Here is a 22,522-nt window from a genome sequence, read left to right as displayed (position 1 = left end):
AGACTGCGCCGCGGGCCGGTGGACGGCAAAGGCGGCGGGCGGGGAGCGGACGGCTGCGGGAGACTGGGCGCATGCCGGAGCTGCCCGAGGTCGAGGCCCTGACCGCCTACCTGTCGCAGCGGCTGACCGGGCGGGTGATCGCCGAGGTCCGGCCGGTCGCGATCAGCGCCCTCAAGACCTACGACCCGCCGGTGACGGCGCTGGCGGGCCGGACGGTCGGGCCGGTGGTGCGGCACGGCAAGTTCCTCGACATCGAGGCCGGCGGGCTGCACCTGGTGGTCCACCTGGCCAGGGCGGGCTGGCTGCGCTGGAAGGAGGGCCTGCCGGCGCTGCCGCCGCGGCCGGGCGGGCGCAATCCGCTGGCGCTGCGGGTCCGGCTGGAGGGCCCGGACGGGGACGGCTTCGACCTCACCGAGGCGGGCACCAGGAAGGGGCTCGCGGTGTACCTGGTGCGGGAGGCGGCGGAGGTCCCGGGGGTGGCCCGGCTCGGCCCGGACCCGCTGGACCCCGGCTTCGACCTGGAGCGCTTCCGGGCGCTGCTGAGCGGCGAGCGGCGCCGGATCAAGGGCGTGCTGCGGGACCAGGGCGTGCTCGCCGGCGTCGGCAACGCCTACTCGGACGAGGTGCTGCACGCGGCACGGATGTCCCCGTACAAGCTGGCGGCCGATCTGTCCGAGGAGGAGACGGCGCGGCTGTTCGAGGCGCTCGGCACGACGCTGCGCGAGGCGGTGGAGCGCTCACGGGGGCTGGCGGCGGGGGAGCTGAAGGCGGAGAAGAAGCTGGGGATGCGGGTGCACGGGCGGACCGGGCGGCCGTGCCCGGTGTGCGGGGACACCGTGCGGGAGGTGTCCTTCGCGGACTCCTCGCTGCAGTACTGCCCGACCTGCCAGACCGGCGGCAGGCCGCTCGCGGACCGGAGGCTCTCCCGGCTGCTGAAGTGAGGCCCGCCCGGTCTGTGCGGTGAGGTCGGTCCTGCGGGCCGGCCCCGCCCGGTGGGCGGGGCCGGTGGCGGCCACGGGCCAGGGCGTGTCTTGTGGATCTTTGCCGGGTCCGCGCAAGATCCACAAGACACACCCTAGATCTTGCGGGCGACGCCGCCCCAGTAGTACGCCGCGTACGGGTCCTCGGGCTGCTCGCCCTCCGGGTGCCAGGCCATCACCGGGGCGACGCCGGGCTCGATCAGCTCCCAGCCGTCGAAGAACCGGGTGACCTCCTCCTTGCTGCGCGGCACCAGGGTCATCCCGGCGGCGCGGGCGGAGGCGGTCACCTGGGCGACGGCGGCCTCGTTGAAGTCCTGGGTGGGGTGGGTGAGCGCGAGGTAGCTGCCGGAGGGCAGCGCGTCGCGCAGCGCGGCGACCTTGCCCCACGGGTCGTCCTCGTCGGCGATCAGCATCAGCACGGCGATCATCAGCAGGCCGACCGGCTGGGAGAGGTCCAGCGTCGAGGTGAGGGCCGGGTCGGCCAGCAGCTCGGCGGGCTTGCCCAGGTCGGCGTGGATGTAGGTGGTGCGGCTGGCCGGGGTGGAGACCATCAGCGCGCGGGCGTGGGCCAGCACGATCGGGTCGTTGTCCACGTAGACGACCCGGGTGCCGGGGCTGACCGCCGAGGCGATCTCATGGGTGTTCGGCGAGGTGGGGATGCCGGTGCCGAGGTCGAGGAACTGGCGGATGCCGTAGCGCTCGGCGAGGTGGCGCACGGCGCGCTTCTGGAAGCCGCGGTTCTCCTTGGCCTGCGCCTTCATGGTGGGCACGGCCTGCTCGATGGCCTGGCCCATCGCCCGGTCCGGCGGGAAGTTGGTCTTTCCGCCCAGCCAGTAGTCGTAGACGCGGGCGGAGTGCGGGGTGCTGGTGTCCACCCCGTACTTCTCCCACTGGCTCAGCTCGGCGTCGTCGTTGGCGGAGCGGTCGGCGGAATCCTGACTTCTCGTCATGGCCACGTCCTCTGAAGACAGATCATCACACTGGGAGAGGTCAGAGTAGCGGGCCTGACGGGAATCCGTTCACGGGGTGGGCGAACCGGTCATGACATGGGCCGTTGGGGTGGTGATCGAGCCCGTCGGGGTTGCCGCTGGGAGGCCGGTCGGTGAACGGGGGAGAGATGCGCCATGCTGTCTGATCGTCAGATTACTTCGCGAAGACTACTGCTGGTCGCGGCGGGGATGTCGCTGCTCGGGATGGCCGGCTGCGGCCGGGCGGAGGAGGTGGTGCGGGCCGCCCGGGCGGCGGGACCCCCGGGGCCGGACGCCGTGCCGGACTCCCCCTCCGCCACCGCGAGCCCGTCCGCCGCGCAGTCGGCGGCTCCCACCGCCGCCGCTCCCGCCGCCGCGGTGACGCCCTCGGCGGCGCCCACCCCCACGGCCGCCGCGCCCACGGCCCCCGCCTCGGCCGCGCCGACGCCCGCGCGGGCGCCGGCGGTGGGCGACGGCCGCCCGGTCTACGAGCTCAACGCCGAGCGGCGGGTGGTGGCGCTCACCATCGACGACGGCCCGGACCCCCGGCACACCCCGACCGTCCTGGCACTGCTGGAGCAGTACGGCATCCGGGCCACCTTCTTCCTGATCGGCGAGAACGCCGTCGAACACGCCGGCCTGGTCCGGGAGATCGCCGCCCGCGGCCACCACATCGCCAACCACACCTGGACCCACCCCGATCTGCGGAGCCTCTCCGAGGGCAGGGTCCGCGACGAACTGGAGCGCACCTCCGACCTGTTGCACCGGACCACCGGCAAGGTGCCGACCTGGTTCCGGGCGCCGGGCGGCGACTGGTCCTCGACGGCCCTGCGGGTCAGCGCCGAACTGGGCATGCGGCCGATGGCCTGGTCGGTCGACCCCCGGGACTGGGCCCGCCCCGGGACGGGCGTGATCACCGACCGGATCCTCAAGGACGTCCGCCCCGGGGCGATCGTGCTCAACCACGACGGCGGCGGGGACCGTTCGCAGACGGTGGCGGCGCTGAAGGCCTATCTGCCGGTGCTGATCGACTCCGGCTACCACTTCACCGCCCCGCCGGGATGAGCCCAGCCGGGATTGCGGGCGGGTGAACGGATAAGTCGCGGGAAACGCGTCTAAACCACCCGAAAGGATGGATGAGCAGAACCGTTTCCCCGCTTTTTGGGCCTCTAGGGTGATCTCGCACCAATTCCCCAGGTACCGCCGTGTACCGCCTGAAAGGGCCACCCGTCATGCGTCTGCGCAACGCCCTGCTCGCCGCCACCAGTGCCATCGCGCTCGTCCTCGCCGTCCCGGTCTCCGCCAATGCCGCCGGCGGAGAATTCCGCTACAAGTACGGCGCCGATTTCACGGGCGCGCTGATCGACCCGGAGAGCCGGACCTGCATCGACCTGCCGGAGGCCACCGACGCGGAGCCCGCGTTCGCGCCGTCCAACCGGACCCGCTCGACCGCCACCGTCTTCCTCGACTCCGGCTGCGCGGGCGAGACCTCCTACCTGCTGCGGCCCGGCGGGCGCGCCGGGGACCGGCTGCTGGTCCGCTCGGTGGTCTTCTCCTGACCACTCCCGCACGCCGGCGCGCCCACGCGTCGGCGCCGTCCTGCGAAGCGAATTCGTACGAACCGCGGGACAAGACGGCGATTGGTTGAGACCATTCCGGTGAACCGGCCGTGAACAGCGGCCGGTGGAGTGCCTGAGACACCGGGAGCGGCCGTGCCGATTCGAACAGCCGGGCGCTCCGCCCGGGCCCGCAGAGTGCTGGTCCTCGCCGTCGTCCTGTTGCTCGCCGCCGTCGGCTTCGGGGTGCGGCAGGCGATCGGCGGTGAGGACACCGACCGGGGCGGGGCGGGCGGGGCCGCCGCCGTTCCCGCGGGCCCGCGCACCGCCGACCGGATCGTCCCGGTGCCGCTCTCGGCCACCGCGGGCTCCGGCCCCGGCTACCGGCTGAGCGAGCGCACCGTGGTGCGGACCGTCGCCGGGAACGAGGCCGTCGAACGGCAGGCCGGGGAGGTCCGGCGGGTCGCCGAGCAGCTCGCCGAGGTGCTGCGCCGCCCGACCGGACTGCCGCTCCCGGTGACGGCCGAAGCCTCCGCGGCGGCCGGCGCCGAGGGCATCAGCCTGCTGCTCGACCCCGCGCTCCCCGAGGAGACCGGCACCGAGGGCTACCGGCTCGCGGCCGACGCCACCGGCGTGCGGATCACCGCCCGCACCCCCGAGGGCCTCTTCCGGGGCACCCAGACGCTGCGTCAGCTGCTGCCCCCGCAGATCGAGAGCCCGCGCCCGGTCACCGGCGCCCCGGAGTGGACGGTCGCGCCGGTCACCGTCGAGGACCGCCCGCGCTACGGCTACCGGGGCGCGATGCTCGACGTCACCCGCCACTTCTTCACCCCCGACGAGGTCAAGGGGTTCATCGACCGCCTCGCCCTCTACAAGCTCAACCACCTCCATCTGCACCTGAGCGACGACCAGGGCTGGCGGATCGAGGTCCCGTCGCGGCCCTCGCTGACCACGGTCGGCGCGGTCAGCGAGGTCGACGGCACCCCCGGCGGGTTCTACACCGCCGCCGACTACCAGGAGATCGTCCGCTACGCGCAGCAGCGGTACCTGACCGTCGTCCCCGAGATCGACCTGCCCGGCCACAGCAACGCGATCCTCGCCTCCTACCCCGAGCTGGACTGCACCAAGAGCGCCCGCCCCTGGCCGTACACCGGGATCGAGGTCGGCTTCTCCACGCTCTGCCCGACCGGTGACGCCGTCTTCTCCTTCACCCAGGACGTGATCACCGAGCTGGCCAGGATCACCCCGGGGCCCTACCTGCACATCGGCGGCGACGAGGTGAAGAACATCTCCCCGGCCGAGTACGCGGAGTTCGTGAAGCGGGTGAACGCCCAGGTGATCGCCGCCGGGAAGACCCCGGTCGGCTGGAACCAGACCGCGCCGGGCGGGGTCGGGGTGCTCCAGTTCTGGGACGGCCGGTCCGGGCGGGACGCGGAGCTGGTCGAGGCCGCCGACCGCGGCGCCAAGGTGATCATGTCCCCCTCCGGCCGCACCTACCTGGACATGAAGTACGAGCGCGGGTACCCGCTCGGTCTGGTCTGGGCCGGCACCATCGACGTCTGGACCGCCTACTCCTGGGACCCGGACACCCTGCTGCCGCTGCCCGACGGTTCCGTGCTCGGCGTCGAGGCGCCGCTGTGGACGGAGACCCTGGACACCCCGGAGGAGCTCGACCTCATGCTGCTGCCCCGGCTGCCCGCGCTCGCCGAACTGGGCTGGTCGTCCAAGGAGAGCCACTCCTGGGAGCGGTTCAAGAGCCGCCTGGCCGAGGAGGGCGCGCGCTGGGAGGCCGCCGGCTACCGCTACGAGAAGCGGGAGGAGGTCCCCTGGCCCGCGCGGTAGGAGCGCGGAAGAAGGGGTGGGGGATCGTCCGGTGACGGCGTAGCGTGACGAGGGGAGGGTTCGCGAAGGTCCCGAGACGGGGCAGGAGGAACCATGTCCGAACGGGAACCGGACCCGGCGGAACAGGAGGAGTTCGCGGGTCGCGTGCTGCAGGTGCTCAATGACGCCTGCCTGGGACTGATGACCAGCGTCGGCCACCGGACCGGCCTCTTCGACACCATGGCCGGGCTCGCGCCGTCGACCAGCGAGGAGGTCGCCCGCGCCGCCGGGCTGGACGAACGCTACGTCCGCGAGTGGCTGGGCGCCATGGTGGTCGGCGGATTCGTCGAGTACGAGCCGCAGCGGCGCAGCTACCGGCTGCCGCCCGAGCACGCGGCGTCACTGACCCGGGCCGCCGGGCCGGACAACCTGGCCGGGATGATGCCGTACCTGTCCCTGATGGGCGAGGTGGAGGAGCGGATCGTCGAGGCGTTCCGCAAGGGCGGCGGGCTGCCGTACTCCGCCTACCCGCGGTTCCAGGCGCTCCAGGGCGAGGAGACCGCCGCGCTGTACGACCTGGCGCTGGTGGACGCCGTGGTGCCGCTGGTGCCGGGGCTCACCGAACGGCTGCGCGAGGGCATCGACGCGGTCGACATCGGCACCGGGCAGGGCCACGCCGTCAACGTGCTGGCCAAGGCCTTCCCGGCCAGCCGCTTCACCGGCGTGGACATCTCCGAGCAGGGCATCGGCGCGGCCAAGGCGGAGGCCGCCGGGCACGGCCTGGACAACACCCGCTTCGAGCTCGCCGACTCGGCCGACCTCACCGGCGCCTACGACCTGGTCACCGCCTTCGACGTGATCCACGACCTGGCCCGCCCGGACCGCGCGCTGCGGGCCGTGGCGGCGGTGCTGCGGCCCGGCGGCGTCTTCCTGATGGGCGACATCGCGGCCAGCAGCCGGCTGGAGGAGAACATCGGCCACCCGCTGGCCCCGGCGCTGTACACCTTCTCGACCTTCTACTGCATGACGGTCTCGCTCGGCGAGGGCGGCGCCGGGCTCGGCACCGTCTGGGGCGAGCAGACCGCCCGCCGGATGCTGGCCGAGGCGGGCTTCGGCTCGGTGGAGGTCGAGCGGATCGAGGGCGACCCGCTCAACCAGTACTACGTGGCCCGGCTGTCCACGGCGGCGTGACGGCTCCCGCGCGGCGCACCGGGTGGCCGGGGCGGGGGGTGCGGACGTAGGTTCGAAGGGCACCCGCGTGAAGGGAGGGCGGCGATGACCGGCAACGGCTACGCACACCCCGAGGCGCTGGTCGGCACGGAGTGGCTGGCGCACCACCTGGACGACGGCACGCTCCGGGTCGTCGAGGTGGACGAGGACACCGAGGCCTACGCCCGGGGCCACCTGCCCGGCGCGGTCGGCTGGAACTGGACCACCGACCTGCACAGCCCGGTCGGCCGCGACTACGCGGACCGCGCGGGCGTCGAGCACCTGCTGCGCGCCGCCGGGGTCGAGGACGACACCACCGTGGTGCTGTACGGCGGCAACGACAACTGGTTCGCCGCCTGCGCCTACTGGCTGCTGCGGCTGCGCGGCTACGGCCCGGTGAGGCTGCTGGACGGCGGGCGCAAGAAGTGGGAGCTGGAGGGGCGCGAGCTGACCGAGGAGGTCATGGACTACCAGCACAGCCCCTACCGGCTGACCGGCCCCGAGCACCCCGAGGTGCGGGCGCTGCGCGACGAGGTGCTGGCCAAGGCGGAGGTGTTCGCCAAGCCGGGCTCCGACGCGGTGCTGGTGGACGTCCGCTCGCCTGCCGAGTACCGGGGCGAGGCGCTGGCCCCGCCGCACCTGCCGCAGGAGCAGGCGCAGGTGCCCGGACACATCCCCGGAGCGGTCAACATCCCCTGGTCGCGGGCGTCCAACGAGGACGGCACCTTCCGCTCGGCGGAGGAGTTGCGGGCGCTGTACGGCGGGCAGGGCGTGGAGCCGGAGCGCGAGGTGATCGCCTACTGCCGGATCGGGGAGCGCTCGGCGCACACCTGGTTCGCGCTGACCGAGCTGCTCGGGTACCCGCACGTGAAGAACTACGACGGCTCGTGGACCGAGTACGGCTCGCTGGTCCGGGCGCCGGTGGCGCTGGGGTCGTAGCCGCGCGGTGCGAACCCGCGGTCATACGGTGAATGAGGGACCAGCCGTGAGTTCATGACGTGCCGTCACCGGTCCGAGGCGGCGCGATGTCGGCCTGTATCTTCTGATGAACATCTCATTGTTCAGGCGTAGGTCAGGGGCCGTTGGGACAAGGATCGATCCGACCCGTTGTCCCAGTGACCCTGTGGAGGACCACCGTGCGAAAGAGGCTGATCGTCTCTGCCGCCGCCGGCGCGCTTGCCCTGATCCTGTCCGTCCCCGCCTCGGCCGCCCAGGCAGGACCGGGCGCCGCAGGCATCGGCGACCCCTACTTCCCGTACGCCGGCAACGGCGGATACGACGTCTCGCACTACGACATCCGGCTGAAGTACCAGCCCGCCACCGACGAGCTGGAGGGCACCACCACCATCCTGGCCACCGCCACCCAGGACCTCACCCGCTTCAACCTCGACTTCGTGCTCCAGGTCAAGGAGGTGCTGGTCAACGGCCGGCCCGCCCGGTTCGCCGCCTCCGGCGAGCAGGAACTGGAGATCACCCCCGCCCGGACGATCGCCAGGGGCAGCGCGGTCACCGTCGTCGTCCGCTACGCCGACAAGCCCGGCGAGGTCGAGCGCGGCGGCTACTCCGCCTGGATCCGCACCCCCGACGGAGGCGTGGCCGCCAACGAGCCCGAGGGCTCCGCCTGGTGGTACCCGAGCAACGACCACCCCACCGACAAGGCCACCTTCGACGTCTCGGTGCTGGTGCCCAACGGCACCCAGGCGATCAGCAACGGCACCTTGACCACCAGTCAGCGCCCGGGCTGGACGCGCTACAACTACCGGCAGGCCAAGCCGCAGGCCACCTACCTGGCCACGCTGGCGGTCGGGAAGTTCGACATCCGCCAGGACACCACCCCCGGCGGGCTGCCCGTCATCACCGCCTACAGCCGCGACCTCGGCGTCAACGCCGGTGCGGCGCAGGCCAGTGTCGAGCGCACGGGCGAGCTGACCGACTGGCTGAGCGGCGTCTTCGGGCCCTACCCGTTCGACTCGGTCGGCGGCTACGTGCCCAATGTGCCCACCGGACACGCGCTGGAGACCCAGAACCAGATCTTCTACAGCCCCGCCCAGTTCGCCCGGGGCTCCAACACCTCCGTCGTGGTCCACGAGTTGGCCCACCAGTGGTACGGCGACAGCGTCTCCGTGCAGCGCTGGAGCGAGATCTGGCTCAACGAGGGCTTCGCCCGCTACGCGCAGTGGCTCTGGTCGGAGCACGAGAACGAGGGCACCGGCCAGGAGCTGGCCGACTTCATCTACGACCTCTACCCGGCCGACGACCCGTTCTGGACGGTCAGGCCGGGCGACCCGGGGGCCAACCGGCTGTTTGCCGGCGCCGTCTACGACCGGGGCGCGATCGCCATCCAGGCGCTGCGCAACACCGTCGGTGACGAGAAGCTCTTCGCGATCCTCAAGGGCTGGCCGACCGAGCGCAAGTACGGCAACGCCACCATCCAGCAGTTCCAGGCGTACGCCGAGCGGGTCTCCGGCAAGCCGCTGGGCGAGCTCTTCAACACCTGGCTGTACACGCCGGGGAAGCCGGCGGCGGGCTCTTCGGGCATCGGGGGAGCTCCGGCCGCTCCGGCCTCGGCCTCGGCGGGCTCGGCGCCGGCGGGCTCGGCGGGTCTCGCGCCGGGCGGCGCTCCGGGGGCGCGGCAGGAGCCGAAGTCCTGGAAGAAGATCCAGGAGACCAACACGGTGCACGAGCACGAGCACCAGTAGGAGGTTCCCCGGTGCCGGGGCCCGGCCGTCCGGACGCGAGCGGACGGCCGGGCCCCGGCGCGGTCAGGCCTTCAGGGCGCTCTCCTCGGTGAGCACCAACTCCTCCATGCCGTAGAGGAAACGTTCCATCGCGGGTCGGGGGAGAAGAGCCGGGTCGGCGGTCATCGCGAGTTGCAGGGCGGAGGGGGTGCGCAGGGCGTCCAGGGCGTAGGTCAGCCCGGGGCGCGGGTCGAAGTCGACGGGCCAGACGAGGGTGGTCCGCCCGTCCTCGCCCCCGGCGGGCGCGTCCGGTCCGTCCGGTCCGTCCGGCGCGTCCGGTCCGTCCGGTCCGTCCGGGCCGGCCAGGCCGCTCGGGAGGAGTTCGCGGGTGTCGTTGAAGACGCAGGAGCGGTCGGCGAGCGGCACCCGCTCGGCGGTCAGGCGCTCGACCTCCGCGTCGAGCAGACGCCGGTCGAAGTAGGCGTGCCGGTAGGCGGCGATCGACGCGGCGTGGGTACGGCGAACCGCCGCGCCGAAGTCGCCGTCGGCGTCCTGGAGATGGAGCAGGGCGTCGCCGGCGACCACGCTGACGGCGTCGGTCAGGCCGGACAGGAAGCGGTTGTTGACCACGACCTGGAGCACCGCGTCGGAGCGGCCGGCCAGCCGGGCCGTCATCGCGGCGGCGGCCGCGACCAGGACGGCGGAGGTTCCGGTGCGGTGCGCGGCGGCCACCGTGTCGACCGCGCGCAGCAGCGCGGGCGAGGTGAGCACGGCGTTCGGGAACCGCGCGGTGGTGCCGGAAGCGGGTTCGTTCGGCGGGAAGAGCCGGGCCGGGGCCGCGCGCAGCTTGCGCAGGTTGTGCGCGCGGGCGTTGGCGTCGCGCTTCAGGCCGCGCTCCGAGGTCTGGAACGCGGCCTCCTCCAGCGGCTGTCGGGGCGAGCGGGCGGCCCGGATCGCGTCCGGGCCGGTGCCCATGGAGAGTTCGGAGAGGTCGCGGACCAGCAGGCCCATGCCGGTGCCGTCCACCGCCGTGTGGGACAGCACCAGCGAGATGTGCCGCACCAGGCCGTCGGCGACCACCAGTCCGGTCCGGATCGGCCACTCGGTGGCGCAGTCGAACGGCAGCCCGGCCAGTTCCTCGTGCAACGCGCCGCCGACGGCGGCGAGTTCGTCCGCCCCGGTGTCCGCAGCGCAGTCGCGGACGTGCACTGTCAGCCGGCCGTCCGGGTCGACGGTCTGGCGCAGCCCGGAGCCGTCCGGTTCGGGCAGCAGCCGGGTGTGCAGCGAGTCGTGCAGGTGGAGCAGGTGCCCGAGGGCCTCCAGGACCGCCGTCAGCGGCACTCCCGGGTCGAGCGGGGTCGCGGTGGCGATGTTGAAGCGGGGGCGGTCGGCCGGGGCGGCGCGGTTGACGACGTCCAGGATGGCCCGCTGGCCCCAGGTGGCGGGACCGCTGCCGGAGCGGCCGTCGGCGAAGGGGAGGTCCAGATGTCGGCTTGTGGTCACCGTGGGGGTTCTCCGATGCGCTCGTACGTACTCGGTGGGGGATGCGGGTGGTGCCGGTGGGCGCGGTGGGAGCCGTTCCGCAGAGTCTGCTGCACCGCCCCGACAACCGTCGAGCCCCCGGCCGACCGGCGAGACGCCGGCTACGCGGGACCCGGCCGGTGGAGGACGCCGGTCCGGGCGACCGCGGCGTACCAGCGGGCGCTGGACTTCGGGGTGCGGGCCAGGGTGCGGAGGTCGACGTGGACCAGGCCGAAGCGCTTGGCGTAGCCGTACGCCCACTCGAAGTTGTCCAGCAGCGACCAGAGGAAGTAGCCGCGCACATCGGCGCCGTCGGCGATCGCCCGGTGCACGGCCACGAGGTGCGCGTGCACGAAGGCGGCGCGGTCGGGGTCGTCGACGGCGCCGTCCGGGCCCGGCGCGTCCGGGTAGGCCGCGCCGTTCTCGGTGACCACCAGCGGCAGCTCCGGGTGGCTGCGGGCCAGCGCGGTGAGCAGCTCGTACAGCCCGGACGGGTCGACGGCCCAGCCCATCGCGGTGCGCCCGCCCGGGGCCTGGTGGAAGCCGACCCGGTCGGCGCCCGGCCAGGGCGAGGCGCTGCTCGCGCCGTGGCCGTCCGCGCGGACGGGGTCGGTGCCCTCGGGCGCGGTGGAGACCACGGTCGGGGTGTAGTAGTTGACGCCCAGCCAGTCCAGGCGCCGGCGGATCGCGGCCGGGTCCCCGGGGCGGACGAAGGACCAGTCGGTGAGGTGCGCGGTGTCCGCGAGCAGGTCCTCGGGGTAGCCGCCGTCCAGCATCGGGCCGAGGAAGACCCGGTTGCCGACCGCGTCGATCCGGCGCACGGCGTCCCGGTCGGCGGCCGACGGGGTGAGCGGGCGCAGCGCGTGCAGGTTGAGCGACACCGACACCCGGGCGTCGGCGGGCAGGACGGAGCGCAGCGCCGAGACGGCCAGGCCGTGGCCGAGGTTGAGGTGGTGGGCGGCGCGCAGGGCGGCCACCGGGTCGGTGCGCCCGGGGGCGTGCACGCCCGAGCCGTAGCCGAGGAAGGCGCTGCACCAGGGCTCGTTGAGGGTGGTCCACTCGGTGACGCGGTCGCCGAGCGCCTCGCCCGCGAGGGCCGCGTAGGCGGCGAAGTGCTCGGCGGTGCGGCGCTCGGGCCAGCCGCCGGCGTCCTCCAGCTCCTGGGGGAGGTCCCAGTGGTAGAGCGTGGCGACGGGGGTGATGCCGGCGGCGAGCAGGTCGTCGGCGAGGCGGCGGTAGAAGTCCAGGCCGCGCTGGGAGGCGGGGCCGCTTCCGGTGGGCCGGACCCTCGGCCAGGCGATCGAGAACCGGTAGGCGGTGAGGCCGAGTTCGGCCATCAGCCGGACGTCCTCGCGGGAGCGGCGGTAGTGGTCCACCGCCACGTCGCCGGTGTCGCCGCGGTGGACCTTGCCGGGCGTCCGGCAGAAGGTGTCCCAGATCGACCGGGTGCGGCCGTCCTCGGTGGCGGCGCCCTCGATCTGGTAGGCGGAGGTGGCGGCGCCCCAGTGGAAGCCGGGCGGGAAGCGCAGCGCGGTGGCGGCGGGATCGGGGTCGGGCGGGGTCATCGTGGTCCTCCGAGGGGAAGAAGGGGCGGGTCGTCCCGACTGATGGAGGCCGGTCGGGCGTCAATGAGGCGGGGGCGTCCAAATCCGATCGAGTGGTTGATGTTCCCGTCCGGGTGATACCGGTTCCGTCGCGTCGTGCGTGCGCCAAGAGTGGTGCGTCATGACCACTCCTGACATGAGCGTTCCCATCACGAAGGCCAGCACCACCACCGGTGAGGGGCCGCTGCCCGCCGGGCCCTCGCGGCGGTCCGTCGTCACGATCACCGGCGCCTCGGTGCTCGCCGCCGGGCTCACCGCCGCCTCCGCCGCGCCCGCGACCGCGCTCGCCCCCGCCGCCGTACCGGCCGTCGCACCGGCTGTCGCACCGGCCGCCGTTCCGCCGGGCACCGACGAGCAGGCCTTCACCACGGTGGCCCGCGCGATCGCCGTCTACGACGAGCACGACCGGCCACTCGTCCCCGGCTATCTGAAGATCGTCCGCGACGGCCTGCCGACCGGGCGGGCCCGGGCGACCAAGCGCGTCCTGGTCGTCGGCGCCGGCCCGGCCGGGCTGCTCGCCGCTGACCTGCTCAACCGGGCCGGCCACGACGTCGTCGTCATCGAGGCCAACGGCAACCGGGTCGGCGGCCGGATCAAGACCTTCCGCAGCGGCGGCCACGAGAACGGCCAGCAGCCCTTCGCCGACCCCAAGCAGTACGCCGAGGGCGGCGCGATGCGGCTGCCCGAGAGCCACCCGCTGGTCATGGCGCTGCTCGACAAGTACGACCTGCCGCGCCAGGAGTTCCTGCTGGTGGACGTGGAGGTGGAGAACCCCTCGAAGCGGGCCAACCGCACCTGGATCCACGTCAACGGCCTGCATGCGCGCCGGGCCGACTACGAGGCGGACCCGAGGGAGGTGAACGGGAGCTTCGGCGTCACCGGCCCCAACCTCGCCCGGCCCGCCGCCGTCATCTACACCGAGGCGCTCGAACCGGCGCTGGCGCTGGTGCGCGGCAAGGAGGGCGCGGCCCTGGTCGAGGGCTGGGCCACCGTCCTGCGGCGGTACGGGCACTGGTCGATGTACCGCTACCTCACCGAGGAGGCCGGGCTGGACACCAGGACCATCGACCTCATCGGCACCATCCAGAACGTGACCTCCCGGCTGCACCTCTCCTTCGTGCACAGCTTCCTGTCCGCCGCGCTGATCGACCCGAGGACCAAGTTCTGGGAGATCAAGGGCGGCACGGCCCGGCTGGTCGACGCCCTCTACGCGTCCGTGAAGGGCAAGGTGCGGTTCGACCGGCGGGCGGTGCGCATCGACCGGGAGGGCGCCAAGGTCCGGGTGCACACCGTCTCCGAGGACTGCCAGAGCGGCAGGGGCGGGATCACCGAGGTCTTCGAGGGCGACGAGGCGATCGTCACCGTCCCGTTCGCCGGGCTGCGGCACGTGGCCTTCGAACCGCCGCTCGCCTACGGCAAGCGGCGCGCGATCACCGAACTGCACTACGACGCCGCGACCAAGGTGCTGCTGGAGTTCTCCCGCCGCTGGTGGGAGTTCACCGAGGAGGAGTGGAAGGCCTCGCTGGACAGCATCGAGGCCGGGCTCTACGAGCGGTACCGGTCGGGCCGGGTCGACGACGGCCGGTACCTCGGCGCGCACGCGTCGGTGGGGCGGCTCGGGGTGAACGTCCCGGAGGAACTCAGGAAGTGCTTCGCGGACTTCCGCCCCCTGGGGGCCGACCCGGAGGCCGCCCATGTGCGCGGCGGCGGCTCGGTGAGCGACAACGCCAACCGGTTCGTCTACTTCGAGCACGCCCATCCGATGGAGGGCAGCGACGGCGGCGTGGTGCTCGCCTCCTACAGCTGGGCCGACGACGCGCTCAAGTGGGACTCGTACGCCGACGAGGAGCGCTATCTGCGGGCGCTCGCCGGGGTGCAGGCGATCTTCGGGCGGCGCTGCGAGGTGTTCTTCACCACCAAGGCCAAGACGCAGTCGTGGATGCGCGACCACTACGCCTACGGCGAGGCCTCGGTGCTGCTGCCCGGGCAGCACACCGAGCTGTTCCCGGACATCCCGGGCTCCGAGGGGCCGCTGCACTTCGCGGGGGACCACACCTCCACCAAGCCGGCCTGGGTCGAGGGCGCGCTCGAATCGGCCGTGCGGACGGCGCTGTTGGTCCACCAGGGCTGACCGGGCGGGGCTTGAGGCGGGGCCTTGGGCGGCGGGGCGATCCCCGTGGTGTGCGGGGATCGCTCCGGGGGCGGGGCGGCATCCCGGCCGTCCCGCGGTCCGGCGGCCCCGGTCAGCGGCGGGTGGCGGTCACCAGGTGGTAGTCCAGCAGGCCGTCGCGCCAGGTGTGGAGGAAGTTGCGGGTCCAGTGGCCGGGCGGGACGGTGCCCTCCAGGTAGCGGTCCAGCCCCGGCCACACGTCCGCGCCGATCGACTCGGTGGCGACGTCGGTGAAGCCGGCGGCCGCCAGGTCGGCGGTGAACCCGTCCAGCGGGTGGGCGACGTCCAGGCCGTTGGCGAAGCTGCCGAGCAGGATGCTCAGCCGCTCGGCGACGTCCGGCCCGGCGGCGCTGAAGAAGGTGGTGACCACCAGCCGCCCGCCCGGCCGCAGCACCCGGGCCGACTCGCGGGCGAACCCGGTCAGCTCGCGGAAGTGCTGCGCTGCCTCGACCGAGTACAGGCCGTCCAACGAGGCGTCCGCGAACGGCAGATCGTCCGCCGGGCCCAGCGAGTAGGCCAGCCGGTCCGGGAAGGTCGCCAGCGCCTTGGCGTTGACGGCGCGGGCGCGCTCGATCTGGTCCGGGTGGATGTCGACGCCCGTCACCGCCGCGAAGCGGAACTCGCAGAGCGCGAGCGCCGCACCGAGTCCGCGCCCGCAGCCCACCTCGCCCAGCCGCAGCGACTCCCGCGGCCCGGGGAAGGCGCGCAGCACCCGGCGGTAGAGGTCCTCCTGGCTGCGCACCCGGTCCTCGATGGTGGGCGCGGTGGTGCGGATGCCGCTCCAGTCACCGAAGTTGATGAATCCGCCGCCGAAGCTGGCGGCCCGTGACAGATCGTCGGCGCCGTAGGTCTGGCGTACCGGTCCGGGGATGCGGTCCTGGCTCATGGCTCGCTCGGGCTCCTCGTGTGTAGTGGCGGCGGCCGATGGGGGCGGCGACGGGCGGGAGGACCGGTGCTCCGGGGTCTCCCGCGGGCGCGCGCCGCTGTACGTACCCAAACATGCCTAGGACGGAACTACCCGAAGGAAGTGGTTTCGCGCGACAACGCGCAGGCCAATCGGGTTGTGAGTGATACGGGATGATGAGCATGCTTACGGTGGTGACTTCAGCTCCGTCGCTCCCGCACCCTATCGCCGTACGCGATGTGGAACGTACCGGCGACACCCGCGCGAGGCACACCGGCGGGCCGGGGAAAATGACCGGCGCGACGGCCGGCCGGGCTGCGAGACTGGGCGCCCCGGTCGTTCGGACACGGGGACACAGGTGCACATGTGCACAGGGACGCGGGTAACGCGGGTAACGCGGGGAGACGGGGAGCGTCATGGGGATGGACACGGGGGACGGGCGGGTCGCCCCGCCGCTGACCGGTGGTGAGCGGGAGACGCTGCGGGCGTTCCTGGACTTCCACCGCGGGACGCTGGCGATGAAGTGCGCCGGGTTGACGGACGAACAGTTGCGGCTGCGGTCCAGTCCGCCGTCGACGCTGACGCTCCTCGGCCTGGTGCGCCACATGGCGGAGGTCGAGCGGACCTGGTTCCGGCGGGTGATCGCCGGGGAGGACGTGCCGCTGTTCTGGTCGCCGGAGGGCGACTACCAGGCCGCGTACGACGCGACCGGCGCCGACCGGGCCGAGGCGTTCGAGGCCTGGGAGGCGGAGGTGGCGCACGCCCGGCGGATCGAGCGGGAGGCGGAGTCGCTGGAGGTCACCGGGTACCAGCCGCGCTGGAAGGCGGAGGTGTCGCTGCGGATGGTGATGCTCCACCTGATCCACGAGTACGCGCGGCACAACGGGCACGCCGACCTCCTGCGCGAGGCGATCGACGGGGAGGTCGGGGCCTAGCGTCGTAGCGTCCGGCCTCCGTCGATGCGCCTGTATCTCTCCTCCTTCCGTCTGGGCGACCACCCGGACCGGCTGCTCGCGCTGCTCGGCGGACCGGGCCCGGCCCGGATCGCGGTGATCGCCAACGCCATGGACGCCGAACCGGAGGCGGCCGGACTCGCCGGTGTGCGGCGCGAGTTCGACGCGCTCGGCGGGATCGGGCTGCGGCCCGTGGAGTTCGACCTGCGGGAGCACTTCGACCGCCCCGCCGCCGAGGTCGGGCGGGCACTCGCCCGCTTCCCGGCGGTCCGGCTCCGGGGCGGCAACGTGTTCATGCTGCGCTACGCCCTCGCCCGGTCCGGCGCGGACGCGGCGCTGCTCGACCTGCTGCGCCTCGACGCGCTGGTGTACGCCGGGTACAGCGCCGCCCCCTGCCTGCTCGCCCCGAGCCTGCGCGGCCTCGACCACTGCGACGACCCGCGCGTGGTCCCCGAGACCTACGGCGAGCCCGCGGTCTGGGAGGGCCTCGGCGTCCTCGACCACGCCGTGGTGCCGCACGTCGACTCGCCCGACCACCCCGGCACGGCGGCCCTCGGCCGGGTCGCCGCCGGCTACCGCGCCGACGGCACCCCGCACCTCGTGCTGCGCGACGGGCAGGTCCTGGTGATCGACGGTCAGGACGTGCGGGTGCACTGAGCGGTGGTTGTCAGTGGCCGCTGCGAGGATCGTCCGCATGAACGCCGAGAACGCCGAGAACGCCGCGAGCGCCGTCGCCTGGGTCGCCGACCTGCCCACCATTGTCGAGCTGGTCCGCACCCTGCACGACCTCGACGGCTGCTGGACCAGGGCGGACGTGGAGCGGCTGGTCGAGGCCCGGCCCGGCTGGAGGATCCGCCGGGACCTCCAGGACCTGCTGGTCGTCGGCCTCCAGGCCGATCTCCACTGGCCGCTCGGCGCGGAGCTCTTCTTCGGCGCCACCGCGCCGAAGTCCGACCGCTACCGGCGGGCCTGGGTCCCGCTGCTCGACTTCCGGCTGCCGACCCCCGAGCAGGAGCGGCGCACCGCGCTGCGCACCCTCTCCGAGGCGCTGCGCGGGATCGGCTCGCCCACCGCCGTGCCGACCGCCGCCGACGGCTTCGGGCTGCGCTGGCAGTCCGCCGGGCGCACCATGCTGCTCCAGGCCAACGACCGCCGCGCCTGGATCGCGATCCAGCCGCACGTCGTCGAGGTCCGGCACGCCCGCCCCGACCTGCCCGCGGTGGTGGCCGCGTTCGTCCCCGCGCTGCACGACGCGCCCGGCGGGTTCCTGCCGGTCGGGACGGTCCGCCGGATCGCCGCCGAACACCCCGGACTGCGGGTCGAATTCGGGGACGGCTACGCCGACATCCGGACCGGGGACCAGGTGTTCGCGCCGTCCTTCGCCACCCGGGTGTCCTTCGTGCGCCCCGGCCCCGAGGACACCTACGACGTCCTCGACCTGCACCGGTTCGACGATCTGCCACTGACGCTGGAGCACCGGCGGGCGGTGTTCGGCGAGGTCTTCCGGGCGGTCTGCGCCGTCCTCGGCGAGCCCACCCTGTTCGGCGGCGGCCCCGACGGCCCGGACGTCCGCTGGCGCGAGGCCGGCGAGGACGGCCGGGTGCTGCGGCTGCTCTGCGAGGGGCGGCGGATCCGCCTGGAGACCGAACCGGCCGCGGAGTTGGAGGAGGGCGAGCGCATCGCCTTCGAGTACGGCGGGCCGACCGGCTCCGACGGGCCCAGCGACTTCCCGCTGCTGCGGTACAGCTGGCAGCTGCACCTCCCTCACCAGGCGCCCGGCGGCACGGCGGACGTCCTGCCGGGCGGGCGGCTCGCGCTGACGCTGCCGCACCTGCGGGAGGGGCTGGAGTGCCTGCTGGCGGCGTGGATCGAGCAACTGCCGGTCCAGCGGCCGGGCGAGAACGTCACCTTCGCCATCGCCGCGCCCCAGATCAGCGGCGGCCTCTCGGTCGCCTACAGCACCGAGAAGGGCGTACTGCTGCGGGTCGGCCCGCGCCCCGGCGAGCCCGCCGAGGTCGCGGCGGCGATGGCGGCGGACGGGTGGCAGCCTTCGGGTAGCCGTTTCAAGGCCGAGTTCAGGAGTCCGACGCGGGCGACGGCCGGGGAGGTCGCCGGGTTGATCGCTGCCGAGTTGGCGGCGCGTGGGATCAGCGGTGACTCCGGTTACGGTCTCGGCCCGGGCCGGGTCACCGCCCGTCGCCTCGCCCTCGGTGCCTCGCGGCAGCTCGCCGGGCGCGGCTTCTTCCGTGCCACGGGGTTGGGGTTGGAGACGTCCTGACCTGGGGTGGCTTCGGGTGGTAGGCGGGGTGGGGCGGTGGGTGCCCTCGTCGGCGGCCGGGTCGGCCCGCGCCCCGGCGGGCCCGCCGAGGTTGCGGCGACGATGGTGGCGGACGGGTGGCGGTCTTCGGGTAGCCGTTTCAAGGCCGAGTTCAGGAGTCCGACGCGGGCGACGGCCGGGGAGGTCGCGGCTGCGTCGGTGGGCGCGTGGGACGAGTGGTGATTCCGCTTTCGGTCTCGGCCCGGGCCGGGTCACCGCCCGCCGCCTCGCTCTGGGCGCCTCGCCGGGCACGGGTTCCTCCGTGCCACGGGGTTGGGGTTGGAGACCTGCCGGCCCGGGCCTCCGGGACGGTGGCCGCGTCGTGGGCGGCACCAGTCGAGTGGCTGGCGTTTCCGACGGTTCGTCATGTTGCGTGAGGGGCGGCGCAGTTCGGGACAACGGGCGCTCACCAGGAAAGGTGTGGACCAATCCAGACATTCCCTATGCTCTCACCCTGATCGACTGATCGGAACGCGGTGGGGAGCGGCAGTGCGCATCAATCTGCTCGGACGGTTCGAGCTCCAGGACGACCGCGGCAGGGCCGTGCCGCAACCCGGACCGAAACGGCGCGCGCTGCTCGCCGCCCTCGCCCTCGACCTCGGCCGGACCGTCCCGGCCGAGCGGCTGACCGGCCTGCTCTGGGGTTCCTCCCCGCCCGCCGCCGCGCGCTCCGCGCTCCAGGGCCACGTCACCGCCGTGCGCCGGCTGCTCGCGGCCGCCGCCGAGGGTGCGTCCCCGGCCGGTTCCATACCCGAGGACCCGGACGGCCTCCACCTGGTCGGCCGGGGCTCCGGCTACGCCCTGCTCGGCCACCCGGACGCCGTCGACGCGCACCGCTTCGAGCGGCTCTGCGCCGCCGCCTACGGCGAAGCGGCCACCGATGCCGCCGGTCTGCTGCACACCGCGCTCGCCCTCTGGCGCGGGCCCGCCCTCGACAGGTGCGGCTCCGCCCGGCTCGCCGCCGAGGCCGGGCCGCGGCTGACCGTCGCCCGCTGGCGGGCCGTCGAGCGGCTGGCGGTCGAGACGCTCGCCCGGCGTGACGACCCTGATGGCCGAATGCCGGAGGTGGTGGCCCAGTTGAGGGCGCTGCTGGCCGCCGAACCGCGCCGGAGGACCACCGCCGCGCTGCTCGCCCGGTGCCTCGAACGGCCCGGGCCGTCGCGGGAATCGGGTGCGGAGGGCGAACTCGCCCGCGAATCGTTCTCGTTCATCGGCCGTGCCGGTGAACTCGCCCGCCTGGACGCGGCCGTGGCCACCGCCGACGGCCGCCCTCTGCTGCTCACCGGCCCCGCCGGCGTCGGCAAGACCCGCCTCGCCCACGCCTGGGCGGACCGCCGCGCCGACCGCTTCCCCGACGGCCGCCACACCGTCGATCTCCACGGAGACGGCCTGCATGGAGACGGCCTGCACGGAGACGGCCTCCACGGAGACGACACCGCCCCGCTCACCCCCTCCGCCGCCCTGGCCGCGCTGCTGCGCGCCCTCGGCGCGGCCGAGCTTCCGGGTGGCGACGCCGAACGTGCCGCCCTGCTGCGGGCGTTGACCGCCGGGCGTCGGATGCTGCTCCTGCTGGACGACGCCGGCTCCGCCGAGCAGGTCGAGGCGCTGCTGCCCGGCCATCCCGGGGTGCTGGTCCTGGTCACCGGCCGAGCCCGGCTCACCGCCGAGCTGGTGGCCCGCCAGGGCGCCGTCCCGCTGCCGCTCGGCGCCCTCGCCCCCGCCGAGGCGGTCGGCCTGCTCGCCGCCACGGCCGGGGCCGGGCGGATCGCGAGGGAACCGGAGGCCGCCGCCCGGCTGGTCGGGCTCTGCGACCAACTGCCGCTCGCCGTCGGCCTGGTGGGCGCCAGGATCGCGGCGGGCGGCGGGGGCGTCGCGGCGGTGGTGGCGGAACTGGCAGAGGAGCGGGGGAAGGGTTCCGACGGAGTGGCGGCCGCACTCCGGGTCGGGCGGAGGACGCTGCGCGGCGAGGCTGCGAGGGTCCTCGCGCTGACCGGGCTGCTCCCCGGCGCGGGCATCGACGAGCGGGACGTCGCCGCGCTCGGCGAGGTGCCGGCCTCCCGGGCGCGCGACCTGCTCGCGGGGCTCGCCGCCGCCCGGTTCGCCGAGTCGGACGGTCCGGGGCGGTACGGTCGGCCGGGCCCGGTGCGCCGGTACGCGGCCGAACTCGCCGCCGCGCTCCCGGCTGTCGAACGGGCCGCCGCGTTGGGCCGGTTGCTCGGCTGCTGGGCGGACAGCGCCGAGGCCGCCTCCGTCGCCGAGGGCCCCGACAGCACCTACGACACGGCGGACCAGGGGGACGCCGTGGCGTGGTTCCGTCGTGCGCGGCCCGCCCTGGCTGCCCTGGCCCGCGCCGGTGCCGCGCACGGCCTCGACGCCGAGGTCTGGCGGCTCGCCCACGGCTGCGGGCCGCTGCACTACCAGGACGGCGCCCACCTGGACGAGTGGGAGGAACTCGCCCGGGAAGGCCTGGCCGCGGCCGAACGGCTCGGGGACCGGGCCGCCCGGCTCCGGCTGCGGACCGACCTCGGCCTCGCCCTGGTCTCCCGCAAGCGCTTCACCGAGGCCGCGGCCGTCGCCGGACAGGCTGTCGCGGACGCCGCGGAGACTGCGGACACCGCCGTCCGCGACCGCTGCCTCACCGCGCTCGCAGGCACCCTCGCCGCGTCCGGCCGCGGCTACGAGGCGATCGCCGTACTGGAGCGCGTCGTCGCGTCCTGCGAGGCCGGCGGCGATGGCCCGTCGACCGCCCGCGCCCTGGACCACCTCGCCCACTGCCTGCACCGGGTGGGGGAGGCGGAGCGCGGTCTCGCCTACACCGACCGCGCCCTCGACCTCCTCCGCGACCACCCCGGCGACCCGCTCCACGGCACCCTCCGCTTCAGCCGCGCCGAGGCCCTCCGTGTCCTCGGCCGGGTCGAGGAGGCCCTCGGCGCGTCGTGCGAGGCCCTCGCCTTCGCCGAGAAGCACCACGACACCCGCCTCACCCTGCTCGCCCTCGACTTCAACGGCGCCCTCCTCGCCGAACTCGGCCGCCGCGACGAAGCCGCCGACCACTGGCGCCGAGCCCTCGCCCTGCACACCGCCGAGGGCCACCCCAACCCGGCGCTGGCCCGCCGCCTCGTCGCCCTGGATGAGTGAGGGGGCCTGGCCGCGGAGGTGAAAGGCGCGCGGTCGGCCCAGCCGGCCGGGTTCTCCCAGCCCCGGACGAACGATCGAGCGACCGGCGAAGAGGCTGCCCCGGACTGGCAGGCAGTCGGCGGATCCCACTTCTGAACCCCGCCCGCGAGCTGCCGGTGGCCGTTCATCCGCGTGCGGCGATGGAGTGGGAAGTCGGCGGGCTCGACTTTTGAATCCATGCTCGGTTCGCCGGGCCAATTCTATGCGCGTAGAAGGCTGGGGTGGTTCCGATTGAGCGGGGCCGGCCGCCTTGGTTGATCGTGGGTTGCGGTGGTTCCGGCGTGTGGCCGGAGTGGGAAGTCGGCAGGGCCGACTTTTGGATCCTGCCCGGGTTTGCCAGCCGGTTCTATGCGCGTAGACGCCCTTGGTGGTTCGAGGGTCGGCGGCCTGGTTGATTGCGGGGTGTGGTGGTTTCGGTATGGGGCTGGAGTGGGAAGTCGGCGGGGTCGACTTCTGGATCCCGCCCGGGCTTGCCAGGTGGAGTCTATGCGCGTAGATCGCTTGGTGTGGGAGGGTCGAGTGAGGGTCAGTCGGCCTGGTTGATCGTGGGTCGCGGTGGTTCCGGCGTATAGCTGGAGTGGGAAGTCGGCGGGGCCGACTTTTGGATCCTGCCTGGGCTCGCCGGGCCGATTCTATGCGCGTAGATGCCTTTGGTGGTTCGAGG

The 22,522-nt window shown here is 74.0% G+C and carries 16 protein-coding genes; 12 read left to right on the top strand and 4 right to left on the bottom strand.

Annotation, left to right across the window (positions count from 1 at the left end; translation table 11 throughout):
• Positions 1-71: 71 nt before the first annotated feature.
• On the top strand, positions 72-941 hold the full coding sequence (locus ACFZBX_RS15075) for an Fpg/Nei family DNA glycosylase (RefSeq protein WP_391534193.1): 870 nt from the start codon (positions 72-74) through the stop codon (positions 939-941).
• Between the two features lie 134 nt (positions 942-1,075).
• Here ACFZBX_RS15075 and ACFZBX_RS15070 read toward each other — a convergent pair whose 3' ends face one another.
• Positions 1,076-1,930: an SAM-dependent methyltransferase gene (locus tag ACFZBX_RS15070; protein WP_391534192.1), complete on the bottom strand. Its 855-nt coding sequence runs from the start codon at positions 1,928-1,930 to the stop codon at positions 1,076-1,078.
• Between the two features lie 174 nt (positions 1,931-2,104).
• On the opposite strand from ACFZBX_RS15070, the gene ACFZBX_RS15065 reads away from it, so the two are divergent.
• The 6 genes from ACFZBX_RS15065 (at position 2,105) to ACFZBX_RS15040 (ending at position 9,233) form a co-directional block, all read left to right on the top strand.
• A complete protein-coding gene (locus tag ACFZBX_RS15065) occupies positions 2,105-3,013 on the top strand; it encodes a polysaccharide deacetylase family protein (RefSeq protein WP_391534191.1) in 909 nt (302 codons plus the stop codon).
• Positions 3,014-3,180: 167 nt separating this feature from the next.
• Positions 3,181-3,507, top strand: a complete 327-nt coding sequence (locus ACFZBX_RS15060; RefSeq protein ID WP_391534190.1) for a hypothetical protein — start codon at positions 3,181-3,183, stop codon at positions 3,505-3,507.
• Between the two features lie 153 nt (positions 3,508-3,660).
• Positions 3,661-5,346 (top strand): beta-N-acetylhexosaminidase, encoded by a 1,686-nt coding sequence (locus ACFZBX_RS15055; RefSeq protein WP_391534189.1) that lies wholly within the window; start codon positions 3,661-3,663, stop codon positions 5,344-5,346.
• A gap of 93 nt (positions 5,347-5,439) precedes the next feature.
• Positions 5,440-6,516, top strand: coding sequence for a class I SAM-dependent methyltransferase (locus ACFZBX_RS15050; protein ID WP_391534188.1), 1,077 nt, complete (start codon positions 5,440-5,442; stop codon positions 6,514-6,516).
• Between the two features lie 84 nt (positions 6,517-6,600).
• Positions 6,601-7,473 (top strand): sulfurtransferase, encoded by an 873-nt coding sequence (locus ACFZBX_RS15045; RefSeq protein WP_391534187.1) that lies wholly within the window; start codon positions 6,601-6,603, stop codon positions 7,471-7,473.
• Positions 7,474-7,670: 197 nt separating this feature from the next.
• The gene (locus tag ACFZBX_RS15040; RefSeq protein WP_391534186.1) at positions 7,671-9,233 is read left to right on the top strand and encodes a M1 family metallopeptidase; all 1,563 of its coding nucleotides are present in this window, start codon (positions 7,671-7,673) and stop codon (positions 9,231-9,233) included.
• Between the two features lie 63 nt (positions 9,234-9,296).
• Here the strand turns inward: ACFZBX_RS15040 and ACFZBX_RS15035 are convergent, their stop codons facing one another.
• Both ACFZBX_RS15035 and ACFZBX_RS15030 read right to left on the bottom strand, forming a co-directional pair.
• Complete coding sequence (locus ACFZBX_RS15035; RefSeq protein ID WP_391534185.1) at positions 9,297-10,715, bottom strand: condensation domain-containing protein; 1,419 nt, start codon at positions 10,713-10,715, stop codon at positions 9,297-9,299.
• A 140-nt stretch (positions 10,716-10,855) separates the two neighbouring features.
• Positions 10,856-12,298 carry a GH1 family beta-glucosidase gene (locus ACFZBX_RS15030; protein ID WP_391534184.1) on the bottom strand — a complete coding sequence of 481 codons (1,443 nt, stop codon included), beginning with the start codon at positions 12,296-12,298 and terminating at the stop codon, positions 10,856-10,858.
• 175 nt (positions 12,299-12,473) lie between these two features.
• On the opposite strand from ACFZBX_RS15030, the gene ACFZBX_RS15025 reads away from it, so the two are divergent.
• Positions 12,474-14,468, top strand: coding sequence for a flavin monoamine oxidase family protein (locus ACFZBX_RS15025; protein ID WP_391534183.1), 1,995 nt, complete (start codon positions 12,474-12,476; stop codon positions 14,466-14,468).
• A 112-nt stretch (positions 14,469-14,580) separates the two neighbouring features.
• On the opposite strand, the gene ACFZBX_RS15020 is transcribed toward ACFZBX_RS15025, so the two are convergent.
• Positions 14,581-15,393 carry a class I SAM-dependent methyltransferase gene (locus ACFZBX_RS15020; RefSeq protein WP_391534182.1) on the bottom strand — a complete coding sequence of 271 codons (813 nt, stop codon included), beginning with the start codon at positions 15,391-15,393 and terminating at the stop codon, positions 14,581-14,583.
• Positions 15,394-15,827: 434 nt separating this feature from the next.
• Between ACFZBX_RS15020 and ACFZBX_RS15015 the strand changes: the two genes are divergently transcribed.
• From ACFZBX_RS15015 to ACFZBX_RS15000, 4 genes are all read left to right on the top strand, one after another.
• Positions 15,828-16,346, top strand: coding sequence for a DinB family protein (locus tag ACFZBX_RS15015; protein ID WP_391534181.1), 519 nt, complete (start codon positions 15,828-15,830; stop codon positions 16,344-16,346).
• A gap of 24 nt (positions 16,347-16,370) precedes the next feature.
• On the top strand, positions 16,371-17,021 hold the full coding sequence (locus ACFZBX_RS15010; protein WP_391534180.1) for a Type 1 glutamine amidotransferase-like domain-containing protein: 651 nt from the start codon (positions 16,371-16,373) through the stop codon (positions 17,019-17,021).
• A gap of 37 nt (positions 17,022-17,058) precedes the next feature.
• Positions 17,059-18,642, top strand: a complete 1,584-nt coding sequence (locus ACFZBX_RS15005) for a hypothetical protein (RefSeq protein ID WP_391534179.1) — start codon at positions 17,059-17,061, stop codon at positions 18,640-18,642.
• A gap of 528 nt (positions 18,643-19,170) precedes the next feature.
• Positions 19,171-21,819, top strand: a complete 2,649-nt coding sequence (locus tag ACFZBX_RS15000; protein ID WP_391534178.1) for a BTAD domain-containing putative transcriptional regulator — start codon at positions 19,171-19,173, stop codon at positions 21,817-21,819.
• Positions 21,820-22,522 lie beyond the last annotated feature (703 nt).

Origin of the sequence: Kitasatospora sp. NPDC008115, from assembly GCF_042957205.1 — a bacterium.
GTDB lineage: Bacteria > Actinomycetota > Actinomycetes > Streptomycetales > Streptomycetaceae > Kitasatospora.
This window is presented reverse-complemented; position numbering and strand designations above follow the sequence as displayed.